The sequence below is a fragment of the Mycobacterium sp. 1081908.1 genome, from assembly GCF_001673535.1.
Taxonomy (GTDB): Bacteria; Actinomycetota; Actinomycetes; order Mycobacteriales; family Mycobacteriaceae; genus Mycobacterium.
Window position 1 is genome coordinate 1 of record NZ_LZLY01000115.1, and the last position, 12,009, is coordinate 12,009.

General features: G+C 67.5%; 14 protein-coding genes. 13 read left to right on the plus strand and 1 reads right to left on the minus strand.

Annotation, left to right across the window (positions count from 1 at the left end):
* Nucleotides 1–219 (minus strand): PPE domain-containing protein (locus A5655_RS27355; protein WP_156764922.1); only part of this gene is annotated, 219 nt, incomplete at its 3' end.
* A 40-nt stretch (nt 220–259) separates the two neighbouring features.
* Between A5655_RS27355 and A5655_RS18250 the strand changes: the two genes are divergently transcribed.
* The 13 genes from A5655_RS18250 to nuoI all read left to right on the plus strand — a co-directional run.
* On the plus strand, nt 260–1,033 hold the full coding sequence (locus A5655_RS18250) for a PPE family protein (RefSeq protein WP_067012328.1): 774 nt from the start codon (nt 260–262) through the stop codon (nt 1,031–1,033).
* A 112-nt stretch (nt 1,034–1,145) separates the two neighbouring features.
* A complete protein-coding gene (locus A5655_RS18255; protein WP_067012330.1) occupies nt 1,146–1,547 on the plus strand; it encodes a nuclear transport factor 2 family protein in 402 nt (133 codons plus the stop codon).
* A gap of 34 nt (nt 1,548–1,581) precedes the next feature.
* On the plus strand, nt 1,582–2,118 hold the full coding sequence (locus A5655_RS18260; RefSeq protein ID WP_067012332.1) for a YceI family protein: 537 nt from the start codon (nt 1,582–1,584) through the stop codon (nt 2,116–2,118).
* Nucleotides 2,119–2,147: 29 nt separating this feature from the next.
* A complete protein-coding gene (locus A5655_RS18265) occupies nt 2,148–2,549 on the plus strand; it encodes a response regulator transcription factor (RefSeq protein WP_067012333.1) in 402 nt (133 codons plus the stop codon).
* A 264-nt stretch (nt 2,550–2,813) separates the two neighbouring features.
* Entirely contained in the window at nt 2,814–3,191 is a 378-nt protein-coding gene (locus A5655_RS18270) for an NADH-quinone oxidoreductase subunit A (protein ID WP_067012336.1), read from the plus strand.
* A gap of 7 nt (nt 3,192–3,198) precedes the next feature.
* Nucleotides 3,199–3,753, plus strand: a complete 555-nt coding sequence (locus A5655_RS18275; RefSeq protein WP_067012338.1) for an NADH-quinone oxidoreductase subunit B family protein — start codon at nt 3,199–3,201, stop codon at nt 3,751–3,753.
* The gene (locus A5655_RS18280) at nt 3,750–4,478 is read left to right on the plus strand and encodes an NADH-quinone oxidoreductase subunit C (protein ID WP_067012340.1); all 729 of its coding nucleotides are present in this window, start codon (nt 3,750–3,752) and stop codon (nt 4,476–4,478) included. Before A5655_RS18275 ends, A5655_RS18280 begins: the two co-directional genes overlap by 4 nt.
* Nucleotides 4,478–5,776: an NADH dehydrogenase (quinone) subunit D gene (gene nuoD, locus A5655_RS18285; RefSeq protein ID WP_067012342.1), complete on the plus strand. Its 1,299-nt coding sequence runs from the start codon at nt 4,478–4,480 to the stop codon at nt 5,774–5,776. Before A5655_RS18280 ends, nuoD begins: the two co-directional genes overlap by 1 nt.
* Entirely contained in the window at nt 5,773–6,528 is a 756-nt protein-coding gene (gene nuoE, locus A5655_RS18290) for an NADH-quinone oxidoreductase subunit NuoE (RefSeq protein WP_067012344.1), read from the plus strand. The genes nuoD and nuoE overlap by 4 nt, the downstream gene beginning before the upstream one ends.
* Nucleotides 6,525–7,838 (plus strand): NADH-quinone oxidoreductase subunit NuoF, encoded by a 1,314-nt coding sequence (gene nuoF, locus A5655_RS18295; protein ID WP_067012346.1) that lies wholly within the window; start codon nt 6,525–6,527, stop codon nt 7,836–7,838. The genes nuoE and nuoF overlap by 4 nt, the downstream gene beginning before the upstream one ends.
* Nucleotides 7,835–10,246: an NADH-quinone oxidoreductase subunit G gene (locus A5655_RS18300; protein ID WP_067012348.1), complete on the plus strand. Its 2,412-nt coding sequence runs from the start codon at nt 7,835–7,837 to the stop codon at nt 10,244–10,246. The genes nuoF and A5655_RS18300 overlap by 4 nt, the downstream gene beginning before the upstream one ends.
* 8 nt (nt 10,247–10,254) lie before the next feature.
* Entirely contained in the window at nt 10,255–11,514 is a 1,260-nt protein-coding gene (gene nuoH, locus A5655_RS18305) for an NADH-quinone oxidoreductase subunit NuoH (protein ID WP_197508735.1), read from the plus strand.
* Nucleotides 11,507–12,009 (plus strand): NADH-quinone oxidoreductase subunit NuoI (gene nuoI, locus A5655_RS18310; protein WP_067012352.1); only part of this gene is annotated, 503 nt, incomplete at its 3' end. The genes nuoH and nuoI, both read left to right, overlap by 8 nt.

The following is a 12,009-nucleotide window of genomic DNA, read 5'->3' on the forward strand; positions in this document are numbered from 1 at the left end:
GTGCACCGTGGCCGCCAGCGCCGACTCGAACGCACCCGCCACCGCCTGAGCCTGCGCAGCCGCCCCAGCCGCCTGGGCCGCCGCCGTACTCAACCAGTCCGCGTACGGCGCCGCCGCGGCCACCATCGCCTGAGCCGCCGGACCCTGCCATCCCTGGGAGGCCAACCCCGACGTCACTGACGAAAACGAGTTCGCCGCCGAATCCAGCTCGGAGGCCAACCCATCCCAGGCGGCTGGGGCGGCTGCGCAGGCTCAGGCGGTGGCGGGTGCGTTCGAGTCGGCGCTGGCGGCCACGGTGCACCCGGTGCTGGTCGCGGCCAACCGTTCCGACTTGGTGTCGTTGGTGATGTCGAATCTGTTCGGGCAGAACGCACCCGCGATCGCGGAAACCGAAAGCCAGTACGAGCAGATGTGGGCCCAGGACGTGGCCGCGATGGTGGGCTATCACGGTGGAGCCTCGGTGGCGGCGGCGCAGTTGGGGGCGCCGATGCAGGCGTTGCAGAACCTGCCAGGCATGGTCGCGAACGCCGCCGCGAATGTCGGATACGGCAACATCGGCACCGACAACCTCGGCTTCTTCAACAACGGCGCCTACAACGTCGGCATCGGCAACATCGGCACCATCGAGTTCGGGATAAACAACACGGGCTTCGCCAATTTCGGCATTGGCAACGTCAACCCCAACACCACGTGGAACGCCGGCAATATCGGCACTTTGCTCAATAATCCAAGCCTCCTCACCGCCGAAACCACCGGCAACATTGGCTTCTTCAACAACGGCAACAACAACTTTGGCGGCTGGAATACCGGCCTTTCCAACGCCGGCTTCTTCAACAACGGCACCGGAAACACCGGTTTGGGGATCGGCTTCTTGCGTGCGTTGAGCCTCGGCAACACCGGCAACTTCAACCAGGGCTTGTTCAACTTTGGCAACTTCGATCTCGGGATCGGCAACACAGGCAACAACCTGATCGGCATTGGGCTCACCGGCGACCACAAGATTGGCGTCGGCCCGTTCTACATTCCCGCGTAGAAACTATTTGCGGTCTTGTGGCTGAGTGCTCCATTTGCGGTGTCGCCTGTCCGCTGGCAGCCGCACGTTCGATACTGGATTGGTTTGCAATCGAATGAGAGGGCGCCTCCAGATGTCCGCAGCCGAGACCGACACCATCGTCGACGTGGCCGACCGCCTGTTCGCCGCGATCGAGAACACCGACGCCGCGGCGGTCGATCGATTGTGGAGCAACGACATCGCGGTCTGGCGCGCGGGCGCGCGGCGCGACCCCTCCAAGTCAGATGACAAGGCCCGGGCGATGCGGGTCATCGATTGGTTCATCACCGCAACGACCGAGCGCCGCTACGAGATCCTCGACCGGCGGTACTTCCCCGGCGGCTTCGTCCAGCAGCACATCCTGCACGCCACCGGCCATGCCGGCCAATCGATCTCCATGCGGGTCTGCATCGTGATCAGGGTGGGCGCCGATGGGCTCATCGACCGGATCGACGAATACTTCGACCCCGCCGAGATCGCGCCGCTGCTCGCCTAACGGCTAGATTCGACTGGAGTCACGGGGGAGGACGATGACGACTCTGGAAACACTGCTGAGCGATCCGGACCTGGCCGGCGTGTGGAACCTGGTTCGCGATCGCTCGGAGATCACCTTCAAGGTCAGAAACTTCTGGGGCCTGCTCAACGTCAAGGGCCGCTTCGGCGAGTTCAGCGGCGACGGGCAGCTCACCGGCAATGCCGCGATCTTCGGCCGCGTCGACATCCGCGCGGCGTCGCTGAGAACGGGCATCGGCCGCCGCGACAAGCACCTGCGCTCGCCCGACTTCTTCGACGTCGAGCGTTTCCCCGAGATCAGCGTCGTGGTCACCGCGGTAAACCCGACCAAGGGCGGGGCCGCCGACCTGCGGGCCAGCTTCACCGTCAAGGGCATCACCGCGCCGCTGCCCCTGCCCGTCACGATCACCGAGCTGGACGACGGCTCGATTCGGATCTCCGGCGAAACCAAGGTCGACCGGTCCCAATTCGACCTGGGCTGGAACAGGTTCGGCATGGTCGGCGGGACGGCGACGGCGGCCGCGCAAGCGGTCTTCGTTCGGGCAACCCGGTAGGGTTTGCGCGCCACCAGTACCATCTGAGCGTGCCCGACTCCAGCAGCCCCCTGCGGATCCTCGTCTACAGCAACAACGTCGAAACCCGCGAACGGGTGATGCGCGCATTGGGCAAGCACCTGCACCCGGACCTACCCGAGCTGACCTACGTCGAGGTGGCGACCGGCCCCATGGTGATCCGCACGATGGACGAGGGCGGCATCGACTTGGCGATTCTCGACGGGGAGGCGACCCCCACCGGCGGCATGGGCATCGCCAAACAGCTCAGGGACGAGCTCGCGACCTGCCCGCCGATCGTGGTGCTCACCGGCCGCCGCGACGACGCGTGGCTGGCCAGCTGGTCGCGCGCCGATGCCGCCGTGCCCCATCCCCTGGACCCCATCGTGTTGGGCCGCACGGTCCTCGGGTTGCTCCGCGCTCCCGCTCACTAGCGATTACCCCTCTCACCTGCGCCGACACGGGACCGTAGACCGTGTGGGCGGGTGCTCAGCACCCCCGCGACGACTCGCCCGGATGCGGGGACGTTAAAACCGGGCAAATAGCACCACCCCGGGCACGTGCGCCGACGCCAACGACGCTATGTTGAAGGTCACTGTGACGGGCTACAGACCCGGTTCGTCACAGCAGCCCGGTCACCGCCTGGCCGCCCGCTCAGTTTGAGAAGGCGGCCACATTACGACGGATCATGGAGCGAGTTGAACGTCTACATACCCATCCTGGTGCTCGGCGGGATTGCCGCCGCCTTTGCCGTGGGCTCGGTCGGGATCGCGAGCGTGGCCGGCCCGAAGCGCTACAACAAGTCGAAGCTGGCGGCCTACGAGTGTGGGATCGAACCCACGGAATCCCCTGTGAGCGGCCCGCACGCGACGGCCGGGCAGCGGTTCCCGGTGAAGTATTACCTGACCGCAATGCTGTTTATCGTCTTCGACATCGAAATCGTGTTCTTGTATCCCTGGGCCGTCAGCTACGACGCGCTCGGGACCTTCGCGTTGGTCGAGATGGTGGTGTTCATGCTCACGGTCTTCGTGGCCTACGCCTACGTGTGGCGCCGCGGCGGCCTGACATGGGATTGAGGTAAGAGTGGGCCTGGAAGAACAGCTGCCCGGTGGCATCCTGCTGTCCACCGTCGAGAAGGTGGCCGGATACGTCCGCAAGAACTCGCTGTGGCCGGCGACGTTCGGGCTGGCGTGCTGCGCGATCGAGATGATGGCAACCGCCGGACCGAGGTTCGACATCGCGCGCTTCGGCATGGAACGGTTCTCGGCGACGCCGCGGCAGGCCGACCTGATGATCGTGGCCGGGCGGGTCAGCCAGAAGATGGCCCCGGTGCTGCGCCAGATCTACGACCAGATGGGCGAGCCGAAATGGGTGCTGGCTATGGGCGTGTGCGCGTCGTCGGGGGGGATGTTCAACAACTACTCGATCGTGCAGGGCGTCGATCACGTCGTCCCGGTCGACATCTACCTGCCCGGCTGCCCGCCCCGACCGGAGATGCTGCTGCACGCAATCCTGAAGCTGCACGAAAAGATTCAGGAAATGCCGCTGGGCGTTAACCGCGAAGAAGCCATCGCCGCGGCCGAGCAGGCCGCGTTGGCGGCCACGCCCACGATCGAGATGCGCGGTCTGCTGCGATGAGCTCTCCCGACCACGACCCGAAGGTGGCGGCCAGCGAAGTGGGGGGATCCGTCCCGACCGCCGACGAAGAAGTCATCGACGTTCGTCGCGGCATGTTCGGGGTGCGCGGCACCGGCGACACGTCCGGTTACGGGCGGCTGGTGCGCGAGATCACGCTGCCCGGTTCCAGCCCCCGACCTTACGGCGGGTACTTCGACGAGATCGCCGACCGGTTGGCGGAAGCGCTGGGCCGCAACGGCATCGAATTCGACGAGGCGATCGAGAAGGTCGTCGTCGACCGCGACGAGCTGACCCTGCACGTCCGCCGCGATCTGCTGCAGCGCGTCGCGCAGCGGCTGCGCGACGAACCCGACCTGCGTTTCGAGATGTGCCTGGGCGTCAACGGGGTGCACTACCCGCACGAGACGGGCCGGGAACTGCACGCCGTCTACCCGCTGCAGTCGATCACCCACAACCGTCGGCTGCGGCTGGAAGTGGCTGCGCCGGACAGTGATCCGCACATCCCGTCGCTGTACGGCATCTACCCCACCAACGACTGGCACGAGCGCGAGACCTACGACTTCTTCGGGATCATCTTCGACGGCCACCCGTCGCTCACCCGGATCGAGATGCCCGACGACTGGCACGGCCATCCGCAACGCAAGGACTATCCGCTGGGCGGCATCCCGGTCGAGTACAAGGGCGCACAGATACCTCCGCCCGACGAACGCAGGGGTTACAACTAATGACTCAAGCTGAAACGGTCCTGGTCGCCGGCGGTCAGGACTGGGACCAGATCGTCGACGCCGCCCGCAACGCGGACCCCGGCGAGCGCATCGTCGTCAACATGGGTCCCCAGCACCCCTCCACGCACGGCGTGTTGCGGCTGATCCTGGAGATCGAGGGCGAGACGGTCACCCAGGCCCGGTGCGGAATCGGCTACCTGCACACCGGGATCGAGAAGAACCTCGAATACCGTTACTGGACCCAGGGCGTCACTTTCGTGACCCGAATGGACTACCTGTCACCGTTTTTCAACGAGACGGCCTACTGCCTGGGTGTGGAGAAATTGCTCGGCATCACCGACGAGATACCGGAGCGGGTCAACGTCATCCGGGTGATGATGATGGAGCTCAACCGGATCTCGTCGCACCTGGTGGCGTTGGCGACCGGCGGCATGGAGCTGGGCGCGATGACCCCGATGTTCGTCGGCTTCCGGGGCCGCGAGATCGTCCTGAAGCTGTTCGAATCGATCACCGGGCTGCGGATGAACAGCGCCTACATCCGGCCGGGCGGCGTCGCACAGGACCTACCACCCAACGCGGAAACCGAGATCGCCGAGGCCCTCAAGGAGTTGCGGCAGCCCCTGCGCGAAATGGGCGACCTGCTCAACGAAAACGCCATCTGGAAGGCGCGTACCGAGGGCGTGGGCTACCTGGACCTGACCGGCTGCATGGCGCTGGGCATCACCGGCCCGATCCTGCGTTCCACCGGGCTGCCGCACGACCTGCGCAAGAGCGAGCCCTACTGCGGCTACGAGAACTACGAGTTCGACGTGATCACCGACGACGGGTGTGATGCGTACGGGCGCTACATCATTCGCGTCAAGGAGATGTGGGAGTCGATCAAGATCGTGGAGCAGTGTCTGGACAAGTTGCGGCCGGGGCCGACGATGGTCGAGGACCGCAAGATCGCCTGGCCCGCCGACCTGAAGGTCGGCCCCGACGGCCTGGGCAACTCGCCCGAACACATCGCCAAGATCATGGGCAGCTCCATGGAGGCGCTGATCCATCACTTCAAGCTGGTCACCGAGGGCATTCGCGTTCCGGCCGGCCAGGTTTACACGGCGGTGGAATCGCCCCGCGGTGAGCTCGGCGTGCACATGGTCAGCGACGGCGGCACCCGGCCCTACCGGGTGCACTACCGGGACCCGTCGTTCACCAACCTGCAGGCCGTCGCCGCGATGTGCGAGGGCGGGATGGTCGCGGACCTGATCGCCGCGGTCGCCAGCATCGACCCGGTGATGGGCGGGGTGGACCGATGACGGGGCCGCAGGGTCAGCCGGTGTTCATCCGGCTCGGACCGCCGCCCGAGGAACCCAACGCGTTCGTGACCGAGGGTGCGCCGCAGTCGTATTCGCCCGAGGTGCGGGCGCGCCTCGAGGTCGACGCCAAGGAGATCATCGGCCGCTACCCCGACAAGCGCTCGGCGCTGCTGCCGTTGCTGCACCTGGTCCAAGCCGAGGATTCCTACCTGACACCGGCGGGACTCGAATTCTGCGGCGAGCAAGTCGGATTGACCGGTGCCGAGGTGTCGGCGGTCGGCAGCTTCTACACGATGTACCGCCGCGGCCCCACCGGCGATTACCTGGTCGGCGTCTGCACCAACACGCTGTGCGCGGTGATGGGCGGCGACGCGGTATTCGACGCGCTCAAGGAACATCTCGGCATCGGCAATGATGAGACCACCGACGACGGCTCGGTCACGTTGCAGCACATCGAATGCAACGCGGCGTGCGACTTCGCCCCGGTGGTCATGGTCAACTGGGAGTTCTACGACAACCAGACCCCGGAGTCGGCACGCGAACTCGTCGACTCGCTGCGGTCCGGAAATCCCAAGGCTCCCACCCGCGGTGCGCTGTGCAAGTTCCGCGAAACCTCGCGCATCCTTGCCGGCCTGCCCGACGAGCGCCCCGACGAAGGCCAGGGCGGCCCCGGTGCAGCCACTCTGGCCGGGCTGCAGGTGGCGAAGGAGAAGGGCATGGAAGCCCCGCCGGCTCCCGGAGGCGAGTCATGACCACCCCGCTGACCCCGGTCATCAGCCGCTACTGGGACGACCCGACGTCGTTCACGCTGGAGACCTACCAGCGCCACGACGGTTACCAGGCGCTGAAGAAGGCCCTGAAGATGGAGCCCGACGCGGTCATCGGGGCCGTCAAGGACTCGGGCCTGCGCGGTCGCGGCGGCGCCGGCTTCTCGACCGGGACGAAGTGGTCGTTCATCCCGCAGGGCGACAGCGGTCCGGCCGCCAAGCCGCACTACCTGGTGGTCAACGCGGACGAATCCGAACCCGGTACGTGCAAAGACATTCCGCTGATGCTGGCGACGCCCCACCTGCTGGTGGAGGGCGCCATCATCGCCTCCTACGCGATCCGGGCCAGCCACGCCTTCATCTACGTGCGCGGCGAAGTGGTTCCGGTCCTACGCCGGCTGCAGAACGCGGTCGCCGAGGCGTACGCCGCCGGCTATTTGGGCCGCGACATCGAAGGATCCGGCTACGACCTGGAGCTGGTGGTGCACGCCGGTGCGGGCGCTTACATCTGCGGCGAGGAAACCGCGCTGCTGGAGGGTCTGGAGGGCCGGCGCGGCCAGCCCCGGCTGCGGCCGCCGTTCCCCGCCGTGGCCGGGCTTTACGGTTGCCCCACGGTGATCAACAACGTCGAGACGATCGCCAGCGTGCCGCCGATCATCCTCAACGGCGTGGAATGGTTCCGATCGATGGGCAGCGAGAAATCGCCTGGCTTCACGCTGTATTCACTGTCCGGGCATGTCACCCGCCCCGGCCAATACGAGGCCCCGCTCGGCATCACGCTACGCGAATTGCTCGACTACGCCGGCGGGGTCCGCGCCGGGCATCGCCTGAAGTTCTGGACCCCGGGCGGGTCGTCGACGCCGCTGCTCACCGACGAACATCTGGACGTGCCACTGGATTACGAGGGCGTCGGTGCCGCCGGCTCGATGCTGGGCACCAAGGCGCTGGAGATCTTCGACGAGACCACCTGTGTGGTGCGTGCCGTGCAGCGCTGGACGTACTTCTACAAGCACGAGTCGTGCGGGAAGTGCACCCCGTGCCGCGAGGGCACGTTCTGGCTGGACCAGATCTACACCCGGCTCGAGACCGGCAAGGGCACTCACGAGGATCTCGACAAGTTGCTCGACATCTCCGACGCGATCCTCGGAAAGTCGTTCTGCGCATTGGGCGATGGCGCCGCCAGCCCGGTGATGTCGTCGATCCAATACTTCCGCGACGAATACGTCGCCCACGTCGAGGGTGGCGGCTGCCCGTTCGACCCGCGGGACTCGGTGCTGAACGGAGGTAAGGCGTGACCCAGGCGGCCGACACCGAAAACCAGGTGAGCAAGCCGGAGATGGTGACACTGACCATCGACGGCGCCGAGATCAGCGTTCCCAAGGGAACTCTGGTGATCCGCGCGGCCGAGCTGATGGGCATCCAGATCCCGCGGTTCTGTGACCACCCGCTGCTCGACCCGGTCGGCGCGTGCCGGCAATGCATGGTCGAGGTCGAGGGGCAACGCAAGCCGATGGCGTCGTGCACCATCGTGTGCACCGACGACATGGTGGTGCGCACCCAGCTCACCTCCGAGGCCGCGGACAAGGCCCAGCACGGCGTCATGGAGCTCTTGCTGATCAACCACCCGCTGGACTGCCCGATGTGCGACAAGGGCGGCGAATGCCCGCTGCAGAACCAGGCGATGTCCAACGGGCGCGCCGAATCCCGCTTCACCGACGTCAAGCGCACCTTCGCCAAGCCGATCAACATCTCCTCGCAGGTGCTGCTGGATCGCGAGCGCTGCATCCTGTGCGCCCGCTGCACGCGGTTCTCCGAGCAGATCGCCGGTGACCCCTTCATCGACATGCAGGAGCGCGGCGCCCTGCAGCAGGTCGGCATCTACGCCAACGAGCCGTTCGACTCGTACTTTTCGGGCAACTCGGTGCAGATCTGCCCGGTGGGCGCGCTGACCGGGACCGCGTACCGCTTCCGCGCCCGCCCCTTCGACCTGGTCTCCAGCCCGAGCGTCTGCGAGCACTGCGCCTCGGGCTGCGCGCAGCGCACCGACCACCGGCGCGGCAAGGTGCTGCGGCGCCTGGCCGGCGACGACCCCGAGGTCAACGAGGAGTGGAACTGCGACAAGGGCCGGTGGGCGTTCAACTACGCGACCCAGCCCGACGTGATCACCACTCCCCTGATCCGGGACGCCGACGGCACGCTGCAGCCGGCGTCCTGGTCGCACGCGATCGTGGCCGCGGCCCAGGGGCTCGAAGCGGCCCGCGGGCGCACCGGCGTGCTCGTCGGTGGCCGGGCGACCTGGGAAGACGCCTACGCGTACAGCAAGTTCGCCCGAATCACGTTGGACAGCAACGATATCGACTTCCGCGCCCGCCCGCACTCCGCGGAGGAGGCCGACTTCCTGGCCGCCCGCGTGGCGGGCCGGCCGGTGACCGTGAGCTACTCCGACCTGGAGTCCGCCCCCGTGGTGGTGCTGGTCGGCTTCGAGCCGGAGGACGAGTCGCCCATCGTGTTCCTGCGGCTGCGCAAGGCCGCCCGCAAGCACCGGTTGCCCGTGTACTCGGTCGCGCCGTTCGCCACCCGGGCGCTGACGAAGATGTCGGGCCGGTTGGTCAAGACCGTTCCCGGCGGCGAAGCCGCCGCGCTGGACGGGCTGGCCACCGGCGAGGCCGGCGAGCTGCTGTCGAAACCGGGCGCGGTCATCATGGTCGGCGAGCGCCTGGCCACGGTGCCGGGCGGGCTGTCCGCCGCGGCGCGACTCGCCGACGCCACCGGCGCCCGGCTGGCGTGGGTGCCGCGGCGCGCCGGCGAGCGCGGCGCGCTGGAAGCCGGCGCGCTCCCCACGCTGCTGCCGGGCGGGCGCCCCGTCGCCGACGACGCCGCCCGCGCACAGGTCGCCGCGGCGTGGAACGTCGACGAATTGCCTTCGGCGCCTGGGCGGGACGCCGACGGCATCCTGGCCGCGGCCGCCGACGGGTCCCTGTCGGCGCTGCTGATCGGCGGCATCGAACCCAACGACTTCCCCGACCCGGAAGCGGTGCTGGCCGCGCTGGACGCCGCCGGCTTCATCGTCAGCCTCGAGCTGCGGCACAGCCCCGTCACCGAACGCGCCGACGTGGTGTTCCCGGTCGCGCCGACGACGCAGAAGGCCGGCGCCTTCGTCAACTGGGAAGGCCGCTACCGCGCGTTCGCGCCGGCGCTGCGCGGCACCACCCGGGAGGCCGGCCAGTCCGACCACAAGGTGCTCGACACGCTGGCCGACGAGATGGGTATCTACCTGAACACCGGCACCGTCGAGGCGGCCCGCGAGGAGCTCGCCGGGCTGAGCACATGGGAGGGCGCACGCGCCGACGACCCGCGGGTCGCGGCGCCGGAACCGGCCACCCCCGGGCAAGGGCAGGCCGTGCTGGCCGGCTGGCGGATGCTCCTCGACGAGGGCCGAATGCAGGACGGCGAACCGCATTTGGCGGGCACCGCGCGCAAGCCCGTCGTCCGGCTGTCGGCCGAGACCGCCGCCGAGGTCGGCGCCGCCGACGGTGACAACGTCACGGTCAGCACCCCGCGCGGCTCGATCATGCTGCCGCTGGCCATCACCGACATGCCCGACCGGGTGGTGTGGCTTCCGTTGAACTCGCCGGGCTCGGCGGTGCACCGGAAATTGGGCGTAACGCTGGGCAGCATCGTCACGATCGGAGCGGGAACATGACCGTGCCCTTGAGCGCCTTCGGGCACGACACCTGGTGGTTGGTGCTCGGCAAGGCGCTGGCCATCTTCGTCTTCCTGATGCTGAACGTGCTGGTCGCGATCCTGCTGGAACGCAAGATCCTCGGCTGGATGCAGCTGCGGCCCGGTCCCAACCGGGTGGGGCCGTGGGGCGCCCTGCAGAGCCTGGCCGACGGGATCAAGTTGGCGCTGAAGGAGAGCATCTCCCCCGGCGGCATCGACAAGTTCGTGTACTTTGCGGCGCCGGTCATTTCGACGATTCCCGCGTTCACCGCGTTCGCGTTCATCCCGTTCGGCCCGGTGGTGTCGGTGTTCGGCCACCGAACGCCGTTGCAGCTGACCGATCTTCCGGTCGCGGTGCTGTTCATCCTCGGCCTGTCGGCGATCGGGGTGTACGGCATCGTGTTGGGCGGCTGGGCGTCGGGGTCCACCTACCCCTTGCTGGGCGGGGTGCGCTCCACCGCGCAGGTCATCTCCTACGAGGTGGCGATGGGGCTGTCCTTCGCCGCGGTGTTCCTCTACGCCGGCTCCATGTCGACGTCGCAGATCGTCGGCGCGCAGGATCGGGTCTGGTATGTGTTCCTGCTGTTGCCGTCCTTCGTGATCTACCTCATCTCGATGGTCGGTGAAACCAACAGGGCGCCATTCGATTTGCCCGAGGCCGAGGGCGAACTGGTGGCGGGATTCCACACCGAGTACTCGTCGCTGAAGTTCGCGATGTTCATGCTGGCCGAGTACGTCAACATGATGACGGTCTCGTCGCTGGCCACCGCGTTGTTCTTCGGTGGCTGGCACGCGCCGTGGCCGCTGAACATGTGGGCGGGCGCCAACACCGGCTGGTGGCCGGTGCTCTGGTTCACCGCCAAGATGTGGACCTTCCTGTTCATCTACTTCTGGCTGCGGGCCAGCCTGCCCCGGCTGCGCTACGACCAGTTCATGGCGCTGGGCTGGAAGCTGCTGATCCCGGCGTCGCTGGTGTGGGTGTTGATCGCGGCGGTGATCCGCACCGCGCGCAACCAGGGATACGCGCATTGGACGCCGGTCCTGGTGGTCAGCAGCCTGGTCTTCGCCGCGGGGCTGGTGCTGCTATTGCGAAAACCGTTCAGCACGCCGACCATTCGCGCGATGCAACGCGAGCTGCGCCGCCAGGGCGGGGAAATCCCCGCCCCCGAGGCCCTCGGGCCGGCGTTCCCGACACCGCCGCTGCCGGCGCAGCAGGTCGGCGCGAGCAAGGAGAAAGCACGTGCCTAAATTTCTCGACGCCGTGGCAGGTTTCGGCGTGACCCTCGGGTCGATGTTCAAGAAGAGAGTGACCGAGGAGTATCCGGAAAAGCCGGGCCCGGTCGCGCCGCGCTATCACGGCCGCCACCAACTCAACCGGTACCCCGACGGCCTGGAGAAGTGCATCGGGTGCGAGCTGTGCGCCTGGGCGTGTCCCGCCGACGCGATCTACGTCGAGGGCGCCGACAACACCGAGGAGCTGAGGTACTCGCCGGGGGAACGCTACGGCCGGGTCTACCAGATCAACTATCTGCGCTGCATCGGCTGCGGCCTGTGCATCGAGGCCTGCCCGACCAGGGCGCTGACGATGACCAACGACTACGAGATGGCCGACGACAACCGCGCCGACCTCATCTACGAAAAGGACCGGCTGCTCGCGCCGCTGCTGCAGGACATGCTCGCGCCGCCGCACCCCCGGGCGGAGGGCGCCACCGACAAGGACTACTACCAGGGCAACGTGACCGC